Source organism: Mogibacterium pumilum (genome assembly GCF_002243385.1).
In the GTDB taxonomy this organism is placed as follows: domain Bacteria; phylum Bacillota; class Clostridia; order Peptostreptococcales; family Anaerovoracaceae; genus Mogibacterium; species Mogibacterium pumilum.
This window is the reverse complement of record NZ_CP016199.1, coordinates 524,844-545,202: the sequence shown is the minus strand read 5'-3', so window position 1 is coordinate 545,202 and position 20,359 is coordinate 524,844. Positions and strand designations below refer to the sequence as shown.

Here is a 20,359-nt window from a genome sequence, read left to right as displayed (position 1 = left end):
GTCTGTCTGTCTGTCTGTCTGTCTGTCTGTCTGTCTGTCTGTCTGTCTGTCTGTCTGTCTAAGAAATTTTGTGCCGTCTCTTCATCTTTGTCAATAGCTATTTCGACGGCTTCCGTAGAAATGTTCAAAAGGTCTTTTGCCTTTTTTGAATATTCCATACTCTGCTTGATATAGCTTGCGATTTCGTCTTGAACACCCTGTTTCAAGAGAGGAATAGGAAGCTTCACAAATTCCTCTTTTGCAATATTCGTTAGGATTGTTCCTGAACAGCCTTTCTTCATCAAATTTAACATCAATGAAGATTTGAAAACCGTTAGCAAGGACTCCCGGTTTAGTTTTTCAGAATTTATTCAGTGCATCAAAGACTAATCTGCCACCCGGAAATCGTTCCGCCATAGCAATGACCATAGCCTTGACCTGCCGTGTGCTAAAGTTATGAAATACTCCGGCCGCATAAAAAACCGCCCCGTCCCCGGTATCTATCTGATACATCCAGGAAAAATCATTCAGATCACAGGCAATATTTTCTTCCCTTTCTCCTGCAGGTATGATCTCATTGCGGCATTTGATCACATCCGAAAAATCCAGATTGTAAATGCGACAAGCTCCATTGTCAGCCCTTCTCCCCGTCATATTTAATCTGCAGCCGAGATTTACGACAGCCGCTTGGGAATGGTCTTCAGATAGTCCGTAATCTCCCATATCATATCTTTCTCTCGCATGGCGCCTTACAGTGCACCATACTGATATAAGACGCTCTTTTCCTTCCCCTGTAACTGTGAGAAATCGTAGTTGAGGCGCTCGCATATTTTTGTGGCGTATGGATCTTGATACAGTGTCGGGAACTGCTCTACACACAGTTTCCACCCATAGAGCGGCACAATCAAGGTATCCTCTACAATGCCTTTTCTGATCTGGATTTTGTCCGCCATAAAACACCTCACTGACTCCGCTTTTGAATTACACGCTTTACATGTGTCGGCTTCTTCTATAGCCATGAACGCAGTTTTTTTGCGTTCTCCGACTGTAAATTCTCTATTATTGACTTGGATAAAAGCAAAACCTTATAGGAATAGTAATAAAAGCTGTAGAACAGATCGTTTGGAAAGAGATTGTCTTCCTCGTATCTTTCTGCATCCGCTTCCTCGTCATATTCCTCCGACCACAGATACTCCTCTTTGAGCATGTCGGCAAAATGCGGGAGCGGATCGTCGTGATCGTATTCAAAGGAGTCATAAATTGACTCTGCTATATACATAAAGAGTTCCAGTAGCTCATCAAACAGTATTGCTGCAATATCATTTGTCTCCTTTTGTTCATATGCCTTTCGGAAAATCCGGAGAAGAAATACCATAGCAAAAGGTGTAGCATGTAATAAAGTGCTCTGGTGTTCTATATTTATGGCTATCTCCTCACCGTCACGCATCACATCATCCAAATTATCCATTTGGGATAGGGTGTTGAGGTACTTGGGAAAATCCGTCGCCCTGCCGTATATCGTGGGCAGTCTATTCCAGGGAATATCGCTGATCTCTATGCTTTCTATATATTTTTTTGTCTCTTCATCAACAGTTCTCAATTCGTAATCTCCTTACTACAGGCCAAATGATCCTTGCCTATGCTTTGTATTATCATAAAACAAAGCAAGTTGCCGAACTCATAATCAGGATGTCCTTCTGTCCCGGGAATGACAATTTTATCCTTATATTTTCCCCTTGAATTGTCAAATCAAAATTCAATAAATGCTATCACAGTCGCTCCTATCATCGGAAGCCTATAGGGACTTAATAAAAATCCGATAATAAGTGCTTCTATTGCTGCTTTTGGATTGTATAACATAAAGAATGGACCAAATGCTACAAACACACAGATTATCATTATGATATACAGTAACGCCATTCCTATACTAAACAAGAATGTTAGAAATGCAGTGATGATACTAAGCAGCAAGCTGATTGGAAACAGTATTATTTTCGTTATCCACATAATCAATTCTTATTCCTCGCTTCCTAAATCATTCTTTGTATCTCCACACACCATATAAATGCAAACATTCACATCAATATAATTTTTTAGGACTTTTTTCGTCCTCCGTCACCATCTTCATCAAAGACATAATGTTTGTAAAACTGCTTAAAATGCAGGATTTTCACGATTTCACTCTTTGTATCAACGCTATGCACTCAACATGCCCCAAGACAGCAGTATGGATGTCACCCGTCTGCGGAAACATATCCAAATTTCCGTCTGTATGCGGAAACATATCTACAAAATGCCTGTCGTCGGGAACATATCAACCCGTTAATACGGGCAATAAGGGCAGTTGTAGTCATCGATATCATCGACCTCAATAGATGTAATCACTTTATTGCTTTTGCTGTAAACAGCCCTTAATTGCACCTGTAATCCCAACGTGGTCTCAAGATTGCATATGTCCCCATTTTTATCTATAACTTCCACATCCATTTCGTATTCTTCAATCTCTTTTATATCAGAACTGTTTATCACAGATGTGACCACGCCGATACAATCCATAGTTATTCCAAGCAGTAATCTGTCATTATCAAGTTCGGATATGTCCTCTATTTGCGGTCCGACATCAGATGAAAGCTCTTTAAGCACTTCACTTCCCCCGGGAACTAAAACATCAAATCCTGACAGACTGCAACCTATCACTTTTGAACTCACAAAATCCCGCACTGGTACAAGGAATCCAATTTCGTTCTTTTCAATTCCATCTACAAGAACTTCATGTGCTTCTATTATATCGAGTTTCTGTTTCGCATATTTGTTAATGAAGTTTTTCAGACTGTTCCAATAAAAGAATCGTGATTCTGAAATTTTCATTTCCGATAGATCTTCCAGCAGATCCGGATGTAATTTCTCTCTGTCATTTTGATCTGCGAAATCCCGCGTGTTTTCAGTAATAAAATGGATTTCTTCACTGTCATATCTTCGTGCAACCTCTAAACATGTTTGCCAGACAAGATAATCCCTGTATCCTGTGCTACCGTCTGCTTTAAACGGTTTTTTCGTTGCAAGGCTCTCTTCACAACAATCTCATGCTTAATATCCGGATAGTCTTCAGCAACTGTCATGCCGCTCTCAATGATGAGCATTTCCAAAAAATCTTTATACTCGTTGCATTTTTCTTCTACATCTATTTCATCCAAAGAAACCGGAGGATCAGGTAGCATTTTGTTTAAATCCCGAAGCGCATTATTTACCTTCATCACCTGCTCCATAAGGTTTTCTTTAAATTTATTACAGACCTCATCAACTACAATTTGTCCTAATACAATCGTGCCAACTCTCTGCGCCACCTCAAATTACGACCCTTTCATACGATAATTGGAACAAAGAATATTACTATCTATGAATATCAGCATATTGCTTCCCCGCATTATTTTTACATCCAACTGCAACTTTTTTCGTCCAAATCAGTTTATAATTGGACGAAAATCATTTGCTGTCGGCACGAACATAAAACGTGCTTCTTCCTGATCCTTCTCGGATGATAAGTCCTTCTTCAGTAAGCTTCTTTAGTGCTGCAAGGGCTGAAGACCTTCCTATGCTTGGACAATGAGCTACAACATCAGCACCGGTGAATTTTCCAATCTTCTCCTCCGTATATCTTTTGACGATGTCGTAGGCAGTACTTCCATTTCCGGTATCAGTCATTAATCCGACTCTTTCCTCAAACTCTGTATAGCAAGCCAGAATAGCCTGTAACATATATCTGATAAAAGGCGTCGGATCATTTTCCTCTTCATGCCATCCGGCATCAGACGCTTCGAGCATATCGTAGTACCAATCCTTTGTTTTCTCTATCTGCTTTTCTATACTGATATACTTTCCCACACTATATCCATTCTTATATAAAAGAAGTAATGTAAGCAGTCTGCTCATTCTCCCGTTTCCATCATTGAATGGATGGATACATAGGAAATCGCATATAAATGCCGGAATAAGAATTAAGGAATCGATTTTCTCATTTGCGATAGCCTGTTCATAGGCATTGCAGAGATTCTCTACTGCATCCGGAGTATCGTAAGGGGCAATCGGAGTAAATCTGGTAAACACCGTCCCATCCGGCTTTGTCTCATTGATATAGTTTTGGACATTCTTAAAATGTCCACCATAAGAAAAACCTGCCCTTTTCAAAAGATCTCGATGGAGCTGGAGTATATAAGAAGGACGGATTGGAATATATTCATTGCTTTCGTGGATGGTATTCAGAACATCTCTGTAACCCATAATCTCATCTTCATCACGATTCCTTGGAGTTGTTTTTTCTTTGAAAAGCTGTTTCATACGAGTGCTTGTCGTAACGATGCCCTCAATCTTGTTAGAGCTTTCAGTACTCTGAATCTTAGCAATTTCAACCAGACGATCCAGTTCTACTGGCTTCTGGCGAATGAATAAATCCTGTCTTCCTTTACATTCGTGAATTTTAGCTACAAGGTTCAGGATATCCGTATCCCATGCTTTTTCTGTCAGTTTACTATAATCAAACGATCTCATAAGAACTCCTTTCATCCAGCGTTCTTCCTTTTCGTCCAATTATACTCGATTTTGGACGAAAAATCAATCGGTTGGATAAATCGAGTAGGGGCTAACAAGTAGCCCCTCTCACACCACCGTACGTGCCGTTCGGCATACGGCGGTTCAATTCAATTAATAATCCAGACAGCTTTGATTCCAATTAAAAAGACGATAATCAATTCAATGTGTAAAAATAATTATCGTCTTTCTTTTTTCATAAAACACCCCAAACTTCGTTAAAGGTGATTTTTACAAAACCCCTAAAAAGTTTATAGAGCCCTTTTTTACAAACAAAAAAGGTGTTAGATTTTACTCTAATCACCTCTAAATTTTGTGTATTGCAACTTACTGCTATTTAAAATAAGTTTAATATGTTCCTGTTAAATATATAGAAAATTCTATCAGTTAAATCTTAAATGTACAACCAGTGTCCTGTTCCATCTATCTGCAAAATACATATATATTTTTGTACTTAACTTTAATCCATGACAATCCTTTAATGCCTTTTGGAAAAATCCATCTACTTCTAAAAGCTTGGTGTTCGTATACTTTGCAAATTCCTTTGGGTTATCTACACTAAAATACATTTGTGCATTTGTATTTCCCGTTTTCTTCACATATTTATTGGCAAGTTTTAACCCTTTAGAATTTGTAGCATCAAAGACTAATTCTCCATTAGGAATTTGAGCTTTCATCTTTTTAATCATCTCTATAATTTTAGACTCATCAAAATACTGATAAACACCCGAAACAGAAATCAGTGTTGGAAGTGTTGTATCTATTTCTTTAATCCAATCAAGCCTGAACATATCACCTGAAATAAAATTTTCGTTATTGCCATTTCCAAGCACTCTTTTTCTAATTTCGATAACACTCGGCAAATCTACTTGATAAAAGTTGGCAGTTTTATTTCCTATACGATGATAAGCAGTTTCTAAACCTGCACCTAAAAACACTACATTTCCATCAGGATTATCTTTAAGAAAACTAATTATCTTTTCATCTATTGTCTGTTGTCTACAAACACTCGCCATATAAAAATATTCGTTGCTGTTTTTGTCTATGCTGTCTGTCGGTATATGTGACTCTAAAGATAAAGCCTTTTCATCATAGAAAAATTCAGGGAACTTTTTTGTTGCATATATTCTTCCTACAAGCGGGATATACAGGGTATCTTCCACACCATTTAGTATGCTTTCAACACTCATCATTTCACTCCTTTCTTCATCTTAATTGCCTGCAAATCAAAGCTTCTCCTATAGTATTCCTTTTTCATTTTTCCTCATTTGCTTCTACTTTTTCCTCTGCAATTTCAGTGTACTCTTTCAGCTTTTTCTGCAATAAATTTTTATCTATCAGTTTTAAGGTGTATTCCGATACCATTGTTGGTGAAAGACTTCTGCTAAGTGCAAATTCTACAACCTCATCATCTTTTGATGCACAAAGAATAACTCCGACACTTGGATTTTCCGTTTGTTTCTTAACTTCTCTATCTAATGCTTCCAAATAGAGATTCATCTTTCCTATATATTCAGGCTTAAATTCTCCAATTTTGAGTTCAAATGCAACTAAGCATGACAGTCCTCTATGATAAAATAACAGGTCGATGTAATAGTCATGATTTCCAACCTGTACCCTATACTCATTTCCTATAAAGGAAAAATTTTTTCCAATTTCTAAAACAAAGTTCTTCAAGTTCTCAAGTATTGATTTTTGAAAATCTCTTTCGTTACCACCCTTTGGTGCATCAAGGAACTCTAAAACATATTTGTCTAAAAATAAATTATGTGTTTCTTGTTTTGCTTTTTGAATTGCCGGCAACATATTGCCATTTGAAAGCATAAAGCGTTCATAGTAACCACTATCCATCTGCCTTTCCAACTCACGCTTTGAATATCTTTCTTTTACTGCCAATTCAATATAAAATCTTCTCTCTTCTTGGCTTTTAGAAGCTGACATTATTTTCAAGTGATTAGTCCAACTCAATTGTGTCACCAGTGGTGACACTTTTTCATCATCTTTATATAACTCGTAGAATTACTTCATTCTGTAAAGTCCTCTACGATTAAATCCCTTCAGCTCAGGATAGTTAGTCGAAAAAAATTCTGCCACATTATCAACAAATCCGGAGCCATAAGATGCTTCTTCAGTTTTTTTACTAATATATTTTCCTATCTCTTGATACATTAAGATCAACTCTTCATTAACTTTTCTATATGCACGATCTTTTGCATTTTCTACAATCGTAACAATCTCTTCAAACGGATTGTTGTTTTTCTCTGCGTTAATATTTTGCAAAGAAGTCTTTTCTTTATCCATAAGTTCCTCCTATCGGCATCTGACATCTACAATTTATTTCCTACTCTGTATATTATCCTCGATGAAAGTCTTTGAATTAACAATTTGTATTTTCCCCTCATCTACTATAAAAGTTACATAATCTCCATTTTCAATTTCTAATATGTCTCTAATTTTCTTTGGAATGGTAACTTGTCCTTTTGCCATAACCTTCGCATTATCTATAAATACTTCCGCCATAAAGTACCTCCGCATTTCCTACTTTCCCTACAAAAAGATTATAGCATTTTTAAGTCATTTTTTCTACTCTGAAATTAGTGGCTACTTACTTCTATATTTCAAAACAGCTTCATTTATCTCCATTTCAATACCTTTCAAAAATTCTTCCTTTGAAGATTTACCGCTTGCAATATCCGATAATTCCATTTCCCACTTTGCAGTTGTTTCTGACGACTTAAATGTATCAGATACTATTGCTACAAGGCTGATCCCTTTATGTGTAGCTACAAGATTTTTCTTATCTCTTTCAACAAAACCTTTTCATCAACAATATTATCTACAAAGTGTCCGTCATAATCCAATGATGAAAAAAAGAGCAAGTGGTTTTTTCTGTCCACCTGCTCTAAATACTTTTCATGTTCTCTTTCCCGCCAGTAGACTTTGTATATCTCCTCACTGACTTTTACCTTTTGTCCGTTTACATATAGATAAAATTCTTTTTTCATTTTGAAGTCCTCTAAAATGAACGAAATTCGTTCTTTTTTGAAATGTATTTAATTGTTTAAGAGAGTATGCGTAAGCACAGACAATTACAAGGATTATAGAAAAAAGGAGTATTTTTATTCCATTTCAATTCTACAAGGAAACTTATACACTTGTTCATCTCCCTTTCCCTCCATTCATTATTGATAAATAGCATCCATACCCTCAGCCTCTTTTGATTATTTTCGCTTTTATATCAAATGTCCTTATCTTTATGCTTTGTCTTTCCCCATTTTATTAAGTTCACTAAGCATCATAAGTATTCCAACAGTAATCATAATGAAATCTACCAGCGGTTGTGTGAACCATACCGCTTTTATTCCAAATGCCATTGGCAAAAAGATCATTGCAGGAACAAATAAGAATAACTGTCTAAGCATAACAATCATTCCGGCTTTCTTTCCATTTCCGATTGATTGGAAGAATGTAATCGTCATAACCATCACGCCGTACAAGATAAATACGGAATAGAACAATCTGAAATTTCCTACTCCTTGTGCAATAATGCTTGCCTCTACACCGAACAAGGAAAGGATCTGACTTGAAAACAGTAAAGATGGAAGCCAAAAGATTGCTGCAAGGATAAGTCCTCCAATAGAAAATACCTTCATACCTTGTCTTACTCTATCAAACTGTTTTGCTCCGAAGTTTGTACCAACAACAGGTTGCAGCCCCTGACTCATTCCCCAAAGCGGAATAAAGGAAAAGGCATATACACGAAGCGATGCCGCCATCAAAATTCCGTTCGGATCTCCACCATATTTAAATGCCATTTTATAAAGCATGGTCTGCTGAATCATAAACAGAAGTTGCATCATCATAGCGGATGAACCGACAGAAAACATTTCTTTTTTGATTTCCGCATCAGACTGTATCTTATAAATTTTAACAACCTTACTCTTTTTCAAAAAATAATGTAGTGTTACAGCAGCTTGAACAAACTGTGCTGTAATCGTAGCAAGGGCAGCACCTTCAATAGCGTATTCGCCCATAACGGTCATTAGTATCGGATCAAGTATGATATTAAGCAAAGCACCAAATCCCATAATCAGCATGGCTTTTTTCATCAGTCCTTCGCCACGCATCACCATATTGGCAGACTGTGTAAAATTCACAAATAGAGAACCTATAAAAATCACTCTAAGGTATCTGATACCATAGGCTTTAATTTCACCTGTTGCACCGACCATATCTAAAAAGTGTGGTGCGAGGAGGATTCCTCCGACTGTGATGATAGCAGAGAACAAAATCACCCAAAAGATTAAGTTACCCATAATTTTATCTACAGTTTTCTGATCCCCTTTTCCAATGGCTCGTGATAGGACAGACGCAGAACCTACACCAAGCAAGGTTGAAACACCGCTGTTAAAAAAGGTGAGGGGCATTGCAACACCACAAGCGGTCATTGCTGTTTGTCCTATAATTTTTCCGGCAAAAATCCCATCCATCAAGGGATATAGACCGATGACTATCATTCCGATTACCGCCGGAGCTGATAGCTGAAAGAGTAAGTCTATCGGCCTTTTGGTCAGTAGTTGTTCTTTCATATCCTGTTTCAAGTACTTACCTCCATTTATTACAAATATATTCTTACAGTATTTTTACGCCATTATTTTTATTTTGTAGTTCTACCATATTCTTATAAATCCCATTTAAAGCAATTAGCTCATTATGCGTTCCTTGTTCTGCAATATTCCCTTCCTTGATTACAACAATATTGTCGGCATCCCTAATCGTATTTAATCTGTGAGCAATAACTAATAAGGTTTTATTCTTTACCAATTCACTAATTGCTTCCTGTATATAGCTTTCATTGTCCACATCAACACTTGCTGTTGCCTCGTCAAGAATTACAATAGGAGCATCTTTTAACATGCAACGGGCAATAGAAATTCTTTGTTTTTCACCACCGGATAAAGTTGCTCCTCCCTCTCCAATCATTGTGTCAAATCCATCAGGAAGTGCCATAATAAAATCATAGCATCTTGCTTTCTTGGCTGCTTCTATAACTTCTTCTTTCGTTGCATTTTCTTTCCCCATGGCAATATTGTTAAAAATCGTATCTTGAAATAAATAAACTCTCTGGAAAACCATACTGATTTCCGACATCAATTCAGATAGTGAAACATCCTTTATATTCACTCCTCTAATCAAAATTTCACCGGAGTCTACATCCCAAAATCTTGTCAAAAGATTTGCTACTGTGGATTTACCTCCCCCGGACTGTCCAACTAAAGCCGTCATTGTATTCTTATTCATTTTGAAACTCATATCATGCAAGACCTCTTTTTCACCATAAGAAAATTTAACATGATTAAAACAAATTTCAGGTTCTGAGGTATCAGATTTTGAAATATGTTTTTTGCCCACATCTTGCAGTTCAGTTTCATTTAACACTTCTTCAATACGATCCAATGCAGCGTTCATTACAGTAAGCCTTGTCGCTTCACCATAAAGTGTTTTTAAAGGGCTGAATAAGTCAAACACAAACAAAATAAGCCCCAACATATATGGAAGTCCCAAAGTTCCTTGATGATTAAGATATAAAGCCACTGCTAAAATAAATGTAATCCCAATTCCATAAATAATATTTAAACCGGTTGTCCATGGTGTTATTTTATTTTCAAATTTTATAGATGTGTCCTTTGAGGATATAAAATTATCTGTAAGAGATTTAGAATTTTCGCCTAAAAGGTTGTAACTTTTAATAACACTGATCCCCTCAGCAAATGACAAAACTGCATCGGTGAGTTTTTCACTTTGTTCTTGTCTAATAACCGCTTCAGATAAAGACATTTTATTCATGCTATTTGCAAGCAATGTTGCAACCAGTGTTACACACACCGCAATCAGTCCAATTCTGTAATCTAAAACAAACATGAATACTGTTAGCACAAGCGTTGATAATACATAGCTCATCATATTGGCAATCGTACTCATGGAAACTTCTTCAATAAAAGCCATGTCCGAACTTAAAACAGAATTTATTTTTCCTAAATTACCTGCTGTAAAATATCCCATCGGAAGCTTTCTAAGATGATTCCCAAGCTCCATTCTTTTATCAGCAAAAATCATAAATCCGGCTGCACTTTGTAATTTATCGCTTAAGAAGTGAACCACAGCTTGTAATAAAACCATTAAAACAAGTCCTATTCCTACATATAGAAAAGTTTTGGAGGTATTCGTTTTTTCATAAAATCCAATCAAAACGGTAAATGCAATAAATATCGGCATTTTACTTAATATAGATTCAACAAAGGCAAATATAAATGCGGACTTTATTCTGTTTTTGTATTTACCTGATAAATTTAAAATTCTTGAAATTAGTCTAAACATTCATTTCACCTTCCTTTCTGCTGATTTTCCAATCTTTACTAAATAGTGTCGCATCCCATAATTTGCGATATTCTGCTGAAGATTCTAATAAGTTTTTATGCTTTCCATTTGCAACTAAATGACCATGATCCATAACTAATATCTGATCTGCATCTACAATAGATGGTAACTTGTGTGCAATAACAATTAAGGTTTTCCCTTTTACAAGTTCACGAATAGCTGCTTCCATTTTCTCTTCATTTTCAGGATCTGCATAGGCTGTTGCCTCATCAAGTACAACAATCGGAGCATTCTTCAAAATAGCTCTCGCTAACGATATTCTTTGTCTTTCTCCACCTGAAAGCATTTTTCCTGCTTCCCCTGCTAAAGAATAAATACCATCCGGAAGTCTATTTAAGAATTCCATACACTGAGCTTTTTTAGCTGCTTCAATAACCTCATCATCACTAGCAGCTAAATTACCAATACGAATATTTTCTAAAAGCGAGGTATTAAATAGATATTGGTCTTGTGCTACATAAGAAATTTGTTTGTTGAGTGATTCCAATCTTATATCTTGTATGTCTTGTCCACCAATACTTATGCTTCCATCTAAAACATCATAATAATGAATTAAAAGTTTAGCCAAAGTACTTTTTCCTGAACCGGATTCGCCAACAATCGCTGTCTTTTCACCGGCTCTTGCCGTAAAACTAACATTATGAATAACATTCTTAATATAGGTTTCAGGCTGTCCGTTTTCTCCCATCTTGCTTAACTGATAGCCAAAGATAACATTGTCATATAAAATAGTATGCCCTGTTCCCTTAAAATCATTTTCTCCCTGTTTTAAAGGAGCCATATTTAAGGCTTGTTCTAAAGCAGAAATCTTATAATTTAACTGTGGCATAGTTGGTAAAAATCCAAGAGCTTTCAGTAGTGGTAATCCTATACTTAAAGAAAGGCATAATATCAGTATTAAGTTAGAAAGACTTGCATAGCCCATGTATACAAAGTAACCACCAAGCGGCAATGTTAAAATAATCGTGCATGGAAGTAAAGCACTGTATAACGCCATCCATGGCCATGCCGTCTTATACCAAGCGAGTGCATAATCTCTGTAATTACTGATATCTTTAGAAAGGCGCTCATAAGACTCTGTTTGCTTATTAAATACTTTTACAACTTCCATACCGTTTACATACTCAATAATGGTATTATTCATTTTTCCACTTGCCATATAATATGGTCCCATTTGTTTCATGCCTACAGAGTACATAATCATCATTGCAAGAATGCTAACCGGAATAGAAGCTAATGACATTAACGCTAATCTCCAGTCAATAAAAAACATTGAAACATAAACCATAATAGGTACAATTAGGTTAGCTATTCCTTCAGGAAGTGAATGGGCTAAAAGCACCTCTAAACTGCCAATATCATCCACGAACATTTTTTTGATTGTACCAGTCCCTTTTTCTTCAACAACACCCAATGGCAGATCTTCCATTTTTTTCTGTAAGGATGTTCGAAGTCCAAGTAGCGTGTTGTATGCTGCTTTATGGGATACATTAAGACCTAAACCTCCTAAGACAGCTTGCAACACTAAACAAACTAAAATACTGATCAATAAAATAGCAAGTCTTTCAAATTCTAATTGCTCACCTAAAATAAGTGGATTGATAATCTGATATGCAAATAGAAAGGGTAGCACACCCATAATCACACTAATAAGCATAATAAAACTTGCTAAGTGAATTGATTTTTTATGCGAACCTGCATATTCAAAAACCTTATTTAACATAGTTTTTCTCCTTCAATAAATTTCCTTTTTATCCATAAAATCCATAATCAACGCTTCATTTCCCTTTACAGATATTTTTTTATAATCCTTATCGCCGAGCATTAAGACGGAATGACAGGTTTTAAATAACAACTCTAAGTCATGAGTAATTATTATAATTGGAATCTCCTTTGCTTTTTCTGTCATTAAATCGGACATAATTTTCATACTTTTATAATCAAGACCTGATGTTGGTTCATCCAGAATTATCAACTTACGACCGGATAAAAACGAAGTAATAATCGCCAATCGTTGTTTTTGTCCACCGGATAATTTCTGCGGATGATTGGTTTTTTTATGCCACAGGTCTGTATCTTTTAGATATTCTCGTATTTTTTCTAAATCACTTTCCGAGTTTTTATCTTTACAAAATATCAATTCATTTTCTACTGTGTCTAAAAAAATCTGAGCATCTACATCTTGTAATACACAATATGAGTTTCTAAGCCTTTCCTTTTGTTTCTGTCCATAGCTGACATCTAAATATTTTTCAGATAATCCGCATAATGCTTTTGCTAAGGTACTTTTTCCAATACCATTAGGCCCAATCACTCCCATTATTTCGCTCTCACCAATCTCAAAGGTTAAGTTTTCTATCAAGGTTCTTTTCCCTTGATGGATACAGGCGTTATTTAATTTTATGTAGCTTTTAGCCACAATCGGTTCTTTTTTTGATACCAATTCTCTTTCATTAAGCGTTCTTAACTCAAGCTCCTTACATTTATTATTACTAAGACTCCCATTCGGAAAAATATCACATATTGTACCGTCTTTTATATAAATCAATCTGCTAAAAATCTCTTTTAAATAATAGAGCCTATGTTCCGCTATAATTATTGTCTTTCCCATCGCCTTCAATCTGAGAAGTATTTCACTGAAGTGTTTTATACTATCGTAATCAAGACTGCTTGATGGCTCATCAAAAAAAATAATATCCGTATCATAGATAAGAGTTCCAGCTATAGCAACCTTTTGCCTTTCCCCTCCTGATAACTCGAAGATAGACTTTTTTCTTAGATACTCTATTTCAAGTAACTGCATTGCTTCGTCAACTTTTTCTCTTAAGATTTTTTTCTCTAACCCTAAATTTTCACCAACTAAAGCAATTTCATCTTCAACCACATCACAAAAAAATTGATCTTTAGGATTTTGAAACACATTGCCAATATATTTAGCTAACTCTCCCTTTTTATATGCCGTTATATCTTTCCCTAAAATCTTGATTTCTCCGTCAGAATCACCATCATAAAAGGATGGAATAAGTCCGTTTAGCAGTCTTAAAAGTGTCGTTTTTCCGCATCCGGAAAGACCTGTTAAGACTACAATTTCGCCTTTTTTTACAGACATTTTTAAATCTTTTAATATCAAATCCTCTCCATAATGAAAGTACCTTATTTCTGCCTCTAAAACATTTTCCATAAACTCGCCCCCAACAAAATCAACCCTCCTACTATCATTGAGATATCAATAAATGTAATTTTCACCTCATGAAAACTTGTTTTTTCCCCATCGTATTCAATTCCTTTTGATATAATTGAACAAGTTAAGGTATCACTTATGTCTATGCACTTATACATAAGAGGAACAAAATATAATTCAAATGTTCTAATTGGTTTGAAAATGCTTGCTTTAAATCCTCTAATTTTCATACCATTATTTATTTCCTTCATCCTAATAGAGATTTCCGGAATAAAACGAAAAAATACTGTGATTCCTATACCTATTCCACCATCAATTCCAATTTTTCTAAATGCAGCAATTAGATGCGAAGAGCTATATGAAGACAGAACTCTTCCCAAGATGAAAAGTGGAGCAAACTTCAACACTATAAGTAGCATTGTATATATAGAACCAATCAAAACATTTCCTAAATGAGGTTTCAGCAAATAAATAAGTCCACATACTATAGGCAATGAACATATCGTTCTAAATGCTTTTTTAATTGAAAATAAGAATAATAGTCCTAAAACAAAAATAAGTGAAATTAAGTATTGCCATTGTTCTCCTACTGTTAAAATAACTGAAAACAGTAAAATCAACCCAACTATAGTAAGCGGGTTGATTTTGTCTGATAGTTGGTATTTGTTTATATTATTTTTTTCATCTCTACAAAACACTTTTTTTCTTCCTATCACTAAAAAACTTATTGTAAATATATGTTCCAAAATAGGCACCTATAACTGAAGCCACAATTGCAATCAATAAACAAATCAAGATATTTTTAGGTGTGTAAAAATTGTAAAGGAATGTTGCGTAATCGGTTGTAAACATCTTTGGAAATTGCTTTGTAAGTCCTTCTACACCAAATACAAACGTAAAATACATAGCATGTAAGGAATATATGAACATACCTGCTCCAAACGCAGCCCCAATCTTCATATTCTTATTTTCATAATTTTCCTTTTTACCAATTACAAGTTCTGCTAAAAGTCCTGCAATAGCACAAACAGCAATTACTGGCCACATTCCCATGAGAACATAGAAAACACCCATCAATAGGAAGTATAAAAATGCTGTACCTCTTTGCCCGACCTGCTTACACATAATAACAAAGACCGGTGCTACAATAATTGTTGGCAGGGCTGATGATAAATATAAACTTGGAAGCATCCCAAACGATCCCGTCAAAAAACCTAATCCCATTGTTAATACAAACCCAATAACAGAAAATACTGCTATTTTTACAATACCTTTTAAATTCATAATTTTGTCCTCCTTGTTTTTTCAATTCGATATATTTCTATTTTCATACAGAAACAATATCCGGTTTTATTTTTATTCTTCTGAGATCTCGAAATATAACTAAGTTATGTTTCGGGTAAAAAAATTTGTCTATATTCCTCGTATCTTTTTCCATCCCTCATTAAAGAACTCTGAAATCAAAGTTGCATTCAATTTCACTTCTTCTTTACTTTTAGAATGAACTGCTACTTCCGATAATGCATAAAAGTACGCATGGTTGATTAGATGAATTCCTCTATTAGTTATCACATTATTTACATGATCCGCTCCATATATCATACTTAAAATTTCAAAGTGATTTTTATCTTCTTTCTCAATAATTCCGTCTAAAAAGTTGTTGAATTTTGTTCCATAAGAACCAAAGACCAGTAATTCAAATGCATCTTTATGTTCAAAGAAATATAGAACCATTTTAATAGCACCTTGTGCTTTTGATTCCAAAATCTTGGAAATAGTTTCTTTCTTTATATGATTTTCTCTTTTATAAACATCAAAACTCTCATCTTCATACATGGCATAAGAATTTTGTATCTGATTCACGATTGGCTCTACTAATTCGGTGAAAAGAGCTTCCTTATCTTCAAAATGACCATAAAAAGCACCGGTAGTTACACCCGCCGCTTTGCAGATTGCTCTTAAATTAGCTTTTTCAAATCCTTGTGTTTTAAAAATATTCTTTCCACAATCCAATATTTTTTTATGAGTTGCTTCGTAATCACCATTAGCCACGATTTACTCCTCCTTTCTTCAAATATAACTTAGTTATATTATACTACCTGCCATCTCAAATTTCAAGAATAAAAGTTGTAATATTTTACTTTTATATGGTACAATATAAAACACAAATCAAATACACGCTTAATGCTTGCTACCTTAATCACACTTTTGTAGCAAGCACAGTGAGTGTACGGACACTTACGAAAAAATTGATGAAGCAGCCCTTTGGAATCTGCTTCTTTTTTTATCAATTTTTAACTTGTTAGGGTGTACCCTAAGACCCCGAAATACATTCAAAGGAGGATTTACCTATGGCAAATAGAATACGAAATGAACGACTTGAAATTAAATTGACAGAAGAAGAAAAGGCTCTTTTTGAGGAGAAAAGAAAACTTGCGAAGTGTAAAAATATGAGCCACTTCATAATAAAGAGCCGTCTGATAAGGCATTCTATGAAGAGTACAAATCACAGATTATCTTGTACCAAAATGCCATTGCAGACCTAAAAAAATCTTACTCCAAACTACCTAATTCTAAAGCTATTTTGAAAGAGCTTGATTTACTTCACGAAAAAAAGAATACCCTAATGCAAGAGTATTCTTCATCAAAATCTGACATGAAAGAACTGTATCAAATCAGAAAAAATTATGAGAAATATATGGGCAAGGAGATGGAGAGGTAACCATCTCCTTTCACACATTCAGAGTGTGTGACAAAAAGTCTGTAAATTAAAGAATAAATTAGCCTCCTGTGGTAGTATAAAAACACCATAGGAGGAATTTTTATGGCAAAGAAGAAAGATATCTACAAAATCAAACCACTCAATGATAATAAGAGAAATATTATTCAGTCTCTTATTGAAGAATATGACATTGAGACAGCAGAAGACATTCAGGATGCACTAAAGGATTTACTAGGCGGAACCATAAAGTCCATGATGGAAGCAGAAATGGATGAACATCTTGGCTACGACCCATATGAACGCTGCGAGAAAGACAACTACAGAAACGGAACTAAGAGAAAGAATGTTAGAAGTAGGTACGGAGAATTTGAACTAGAAGTACCGCAAGATAGAAACAGCACCTTTGAGCCACAGGTTGTTCAAAAGAGACAAAAAGACATCTCGGAAATAGATCAGAAGATAATCTCTATGTACGCAAGAGGTCTTACAACAAGGCAGATATCTGAACAGATAGAAGATATCTATGGCTTTGATTGTAGTGAAGGCTTCATCTCCAATGTTACAGACAAGATATTGCAAGATATCGATGACTGGCAAAAGAGACCCCTTGATAGCGTATATCCAATAGTCTTCATATATGCGGTTCATTTCTCTGTGCGCGAAGACCATGTAATTAAGAAGCTTGCAGCATATGTAATGCTTGGGATAAATGCAGATGGAAAGAAGGAAGTAATATCTCTGCAGATAGGTGAAAATGAGAGCAGCAAATACTGGCTTGGTGTTCTGAATGAATTAAAGAACCGCGGAGTGGAAGATATTATGGTCATTTGCGCAGATGGATTAGCAGGGATAAAAGAAGCGATATATACAGCATATCCAGAAGCAGAATACCAAAGATGCATCGTGCATATGGTAAGGAATACACTTAAATATGTAAACTACAAGGATATGAAATCGTTTGCAAGTGACTTAAAAACCATCTACCATGCGCCAGATGAGAAAACAGCGTATGAGAACATGCATGAAGTAACTGAAAAATGGAATAGTAAGTATCCTAATTCTATGAAACGCTGGGAAGAAAACTGGGATGCTGTAACGCCAATATTTAAGTTCTCGCAAGATGTGCGGAAGGTAATATACACCACAAATGCAATTGAAAGTCTAAACAGCACATACAAGAAGTTAAACAGGCAGAGAAGCGTATTTCCAAGCGATACAGCATTGCTAAAAGCCCTCTACCTATCTACGATGCAGGCAACGAAGAAATGGCATCTTCCAATAAGGGATTGGGCAAAGGTATATGGTGAATTTTGTATAATGTATCCAGGCAGAATGCCAGAATCAAATTAACCTATATAACTCAAGAGAAGCCAGCCTAATGGCTTGGCTTCTCTTGACATGCGTAAGCAAATTTAATATATTGACCTAAAGGCGTATTCCCTGCAAACAGCGGTATACATTCAATAATCTACCACAGAAGGCTAATTTACAGAAAAAGTTTCACACACTCTCCCCCGGAGAGCCGCACTATGCCTATCATGGTTACTAAAAGCACAACTCAACAGACCTTCCTACGATAATGCTCTCTTCTGTGGTTTTCAACCTGAAGGCTTTGAAACTAAGTCCGTTTTCAACACAGCGTTTAAACAGCCTGTGTACCTCTGGATCCCTACTTAGATCAATCGACCGTATCGTGGGGCTTAAGCTAACGAATAGCATACAGCACCTATGTCCTTCTTCAAGAAGCTGATTCAGGTGCTTTAGCTGGCGTATGATTCGTTCCGAACGTACCGTAGGAAAGACAGTCTCTTCTTCTGTTGAAAGCACCGTCTTGATCTCTATTACCGTCTCTGTATCCTTTATAAAAAGATCTGCCTTGTAGCCCTTATAATTATGCTCTTTCAGAATCTCTTTTCGCTTTCCCAGAAAAGAAAAACATTTCCTTTTAAGCTGCTCTTCTAAAACGGCATTTACCAGAGATAGGTTCAGCAATATAAGGCTATTTCTATATTTTACGGCAAATAATGTGAAGTCCGTTGACCCAGCATTTTCTCCGGGCGGCAACAACAATACGGTCTTATCCGACAGCTCGATAAAATTTGACAATCTGCTGGAGGACGCGACATAGCAGATATGCTGTTCGCCTTGTATATCGACCATACATCTGAATCTGTTCTTTAACTCAAAACAAAATATGCCCGTGGTAAGTTTTTTCTCTATGAGCATGGCTTGTTAACATCAATCACATAACGAGCTAACAGCCGGCATTCCGTTTGTCTCAATTAGTTCGCCAATCTTAAGGAGACCATAGACCATCAATGCCCTCGCATAAATATATGGCGTTTCCAATCCGGGATAGATTGCCCTAAGCAGCTGTGATAACTGTCCGTCCTTATCAACGGTACCTATATTGTAATTATTACCTCCGCTATCGGAAACCGCATAATTACCTGGGTCGAATTCCTCAAAATAATTCTTCAGTGCATACGCAAGAGCAAATTTTGTAGCTGTGATAACATTCTCAAATTTACCGGTTTCCACAAGGGTTTCAGCTATGTCGTTTGCTTCCTTCGACAAGCGGATATTCACTAAATCTGTCATGACAGCCTCCTATTGCTTTTCAATCTGGGTATTGAACGATGAATAACGCTGCAGTCTGTATTCTCGCTTCAAGGTCGGCCCAAGAGTGTCACGAGCAAACTGCTCATCAATTTCATGGGTATACGCCAGAAGAACAATTTGCTCAGACATCTGCGGGAGTGCCTGTGTTATTTTGCTCTTATGTGTTGGATCCAAACGACCAAACGGGGAGTCCATAATAATCGGGCCTCTTAACGGAGCATTCTTATGTAGGGCTCCGATTAAAGACAGCGCAACAACATGTTCAAAACCGGAAGATCTTAAAGGAACTATCTCCCCGGAAGAATGAACCATAAACAAGCCATAGTTGTCATTAATCATTAAGCTGGTATAATCTGGATCATTACTTATTTGGACAAAAAGAGCCGTAGCATCACGCTCAACATCGTGCTTCAGTTTGTCACGATAAGAGGCAATTCCTTCCTCAAAAATGCTGTTTATAGCCTCGCATAATTCTACTTTCTTTTTTGCTGTCTGTGTTTCTTTGTCCGTTGAGAGTTTATTCAGCTTATCTTCAAGTGTTGCCAAGGCCGATTCAACCTCTTTGATTTTTTCCTGTTCTTGCTGTATTCCCTCTCGTAGATTGTCTATTTTCTTGTAGCAGGTTGCAAGCTGCTTGGCATTTTCCTTTGTATCTTTTGAAAGCTCTGCAATATCCCCATGCCTCTCCAGTTCCTCACGAACTGTTTTTCTCTGGCGAGAAGCATCATCTAATTCAACATCCAAAGTTGAAAGCTGCGCCTCGAGGAGTTGTAAAACATCTTTTTTGCTTTCGGCACGCATGCTTTCCAAAGTGCTTTTTCGTGCCCTGAGTT

19 protein-coding genes and 7 pseudogenes are annotated in these 20,359 nt (G+C 36.1%); 3 read left to right on the top strand and 23 right to left on the bottom strand.

Annotated elements, in window-relative coordinates; genetic code table 11:
- From AXF17_RS02720 to AXF17_RS02620, 20 genes and pseudogenes are all read right to left on the bottom strand, one after another.
- Positions 1 to 227: pseudogene (locus tag AXF17_RS02720) on the bottom strand (restriction endonuclease subunit S); the annotation flags it as partial.
- Positions 228 to 339: 112 nt separating this feature from the next.
- Positions 340 to 702: a hypothetical protein gene (locus AXF17_RS02715; RefSeq protein ID WP_094233695.1), complete on the bottom strand. Its 363-nt coding sequence runs from the start codon at positions 700 to 702 to the stop codon at positions 340 to 342.
- A 26-nt stretch (positions 703 to 728) separates the two neighbouring features.
- A complete protein-coding gene (locus AXF17_RS02710; RefSeq protein ID WP_157682538.1) occupies positions 729 to 932 on the bottom strand; it encodes a hypothetical protein in 204 nt (67 codons plus the stop codon).
- 56 nt (positions 933 to 988) lie between these two features.
- Positions 989 to 1,579, bottom strand: a complete 591-nt coding sequence (locus AXF17_RS02705) for a hypothetical protein (protein ID WP_094233693.1) — start codon at positions 1,577 to 1,579, stop codon at positions 989 to 991.
- Between the two features lie 149 nt (positions 1,580 to 1,728).
- Positions 1,729 to 1,989 carry a CD1845 family protein gene (locus AXF17_RS09400; RefSeq protein WP_094234722.1) on the bottom strand — a complete coding sequence of 87 codons (261 nt, stop codon included), beginning with the start codon at positions 1,987 to 1,989 and terminating at the stop codon, positions 1,729 to 1,731.
- Positions 1,990 to 2,301: 312 nt separating this feature from the next.
- Positions 2,302 to 2,847 carry a hypothetical protein gene (locus AXF17_RS02690; RefSeq protein ID WP_094233692.1) on the bottom strand — a complete coding sequence of 182 codons (546 nt, stop codon included), beginning with the start codon at positions 2,845 to 2,847 and terminating at the stop codon, positions 2,302 to 2,304.
- Between the two features lie 615 nt (positions 2,848 to 3,462).
- Entirely contained in the window at positions 3,463 to 4,539 is a 1,077-nt protein-coding gene (locus tag AXF17_RS02680; protein ID WP_330398523.1) for a Fic family protein, read from the bottom strand.
- A 407-nt stretch (positions 4,540 to 4,946) separates the two neighbouring features.
- Positions 4,947 to 5,753: a class I SAM-dependent methyltransferase gene (locus tag AXF17_RS02675; RefSeq protein ID WP_094233690.1), complete on the bottom strand. Its 807-nt coding sequence runs from the start codon at positions 5,751 to 5,753 to the stop codon at positions 4,947 to 4,949.
- Between the two features lie 64 nt (positions 5,754 to 5,817).
- On the bottom strand, positions 5,818 to 6,369 hold the full coding sequence (locus AXF17_RS09905) for a PDDEXK nuclease domain-containing protein (protein ID WP_330398550.1): 552 nt from the start codon (positions 6,367 to 6,369) through the stop codon (positions 5,818 to 5,820).
- A gap of 33 nt (positions 6,370 to 6,402) precedes the next feature.
- Positions 6,403 to 6,864, bottom strand: a pseudogene (locus AXF17_RS09900) (DUF1016 N-terminal domain-containing protein); the annotation flags it as partial.
- 33 nt (positions 6,865 to 6,897) lie between these two features.
- The gene (locus tag AXF17_RS02665) at positions 6,898 to 7,083 is read right to left on the bottom strand and encodes an AbrB/MazE/SpoVT family DNA-binding domain-containing protein (protein ID WP_009526446.1); all 186 of its coding nucleotides are present in this window, start codon (positions 7,081 to 7,083) and stop codon (positions 6,898 to 6,900) included.
- Positions 7,084 to 7,164: 81 nt separating this feature from the next.
- A pseudogene (locus AXF17_RS09780) lies at positions 7,165 to 7,383 on the bottom strand (DNA topoisomerase); the annotation flags it as partial.
- Positions 7,362 to 7,568 (bottom strand): annotated as a pseudogene (locus AXF17_RS02655) (sigma-70 family RNA polymerase sigma factor); the annotation flags it as partial. The pseudogenes AXF17_RS02655 and AXF17_RS09780, both read right to left, overlap by 22 nt.
- A 249-nt stretch (positions 7,569 to 7,817) precedes the next feature.
- Positions 7,818 to 9,164 (bottom strand): MATE family efflux transporter, encoded by a 1,347-nt coding sequence (locus AXF17_RS02650; protein ID WP_094233689.1) that lies wholly within the window; start codon positions 9,162 to 9,164, stop codon positions 7,818 to 7,820.
- Positions 9,165 to 9,195: 31 nt separating this feature from the next.
- Positions 9,196 to 10,941, bottom strand: coding sequence for an ABC transporter ATP-binding protein (locus tag AXF17_RS02645; RefSeq protein ID WP_009643540.1), 1,746 nt, complete (start codon positions 10,939 to 10,941; stop codon positions 9,196 to 9,198).
- Positions 10,934 to 12,724 (bottom strand): ABC transporter ATP-binding protein, encoded by a 1,791-nt coding sequence (locus AXF17_RS02640; RefSeq protein ID WP_009643542.1) that lies wholly within the window; start codon positions 12,722 to 12,724, stop codon positions 10,934 to 10,936. The genes AXF17_RS02645 and AXF17_RS02640 overlap by 8 nt, the downstream gene beginning before the upstream one ends.
- Positions 12,714 to 14,182: pseudogene (locus AXF17_RS02635) on the bottom strand (ABC transporter ATP-binding protein). Before AXF17_RS02635 ends, AXF17_RS02640 begins: the two are co-directional and overlap by 11 nt.
- The gene (locus AXF17_RS02630; protein WP_094233687.1) at positions 14,167 to 14,880 is read right to left on the bottom strand and encodes an energy-coupling factor transporter transmembrane component T family protein; all 714 of its coding nucleotides are present in this window, start codon (positions 14,878 to 14,880) and stop codon (positions 14,167 to 14,169) included. Before AXF17_RS02630 ends, AXF17_RS02635 begins: the two are co-directional and overlap by 16 nt.
- The gene (locus tag AXF17_RS02625) at positions 14,870 to 15,466 is read right to left on the bottom strand and encodes an MptD family putative ECF transporter S component (protein ID WP_004804330.1); all 597 of its coding nucleotides are present in this window, start codon (positions 15,464 to 15,466) and stop codon (positions 14,870 to 14,872) included. The genes AXF17_RS02630 and AXF17_RS02625 overlap by 11 nt, the downstream gene beginning before the upstream one ends.
- Positions 15,467 to 15,595: 129 nt before the next feature.
- A complete protein-coding gene (locus tag AXF17_RS02620) occupies positions 15,596 to 16,234 on the bottom strand; it encodes a TetR/AcrR family transcriptional regulator (RefSeq protein ID WP_094233686.1) in 639 nt (212 codons plus the stop codon).
- A 299-nt stretch (positions 16,235 to 16,533) separates the two neighbouring features.
- On the opposite strand from AXF17_RS02620, the pseudogene AXF17_RS02615 reads away from it, so the two are divergent.
- From AXF17_RS02615 to AXF17_RS02605, 3 genes and pseudogenes are all read left to right on the top strand, one after another.
- Positions 16,534 to 16,662: pseudogene (locus AXF17_RS02615) on the top strand (plasmid mobilization relaxosome protein MobC); the annotation flags it as partial.
- Positions 16,644 to 16,904, top strand: a pseudogene (locus AXF17_RS02610) (relaxase/mobilization nuclease domain-containing protein); the annotation flags it as partial. The pseudogenes AXF17_RS02615 and AXF17_RS02610, both read left to right, overlap by 19 nt.
- A gap of 102 nt (positions 16,905 to 17,006) precedes the next feature.
- Positions 17,007 to 18,254, top strand: a complete 1,248-nt coding sequence (locus AXF17_RS02605; RefSeq protein WP_094233685.1) for an IS256 family transposase — start codon at positions 17,007 to 17,009, stop codon at positions 18,252 to 18,254.
- 195 nt (positions 18,255 to 18,449) lie between these two features.
- On the opposite strand, the gene AXF17_RS02600 is transcribed toward AXF17_RS02605, so the two are convergent.
- The 3 genes from AXF17_RS02600 to AXF17_RS02590 all read right to left on the bottom strand — a co-directional run.
- Positions 18,450 to 19,064 (bottom strand): DNA/RNA nuclease SfsA, encoded by a 615-nt coding sequence (locus tag AXF17_RS02600; RefSeq protein WP_157682537.1) that lies wholly within the window; start codon positions 19,062 to 19,064, stop codon positions 18,450 to 18,452.
- Positions 19,065 to 19,142: 78 nt separating this feature from the next.
- Positions 19,143 to 19,505 carry a hypothetical protein gene (locus tag AXF17_RS02595; protein ID WP_094233683.1) on the bottom strand — a complete coding sequence of 121 codons (363 nt, stop codon included), beginning with the start codon at positions 19,503 to 19,505 and terminating at the stop codon, positions 19,143 to 19,145.
- Between the two features lie 9 nt (positions 19,506 to 19,514).
- On the bottom strand, positions 19,515 to 20,359 hold an 845-nt coding region (locus AXF17_RS02590; RefSeq protein ID WP_169711310.1), incomplete at its 5' end, for an AAA family ATPase.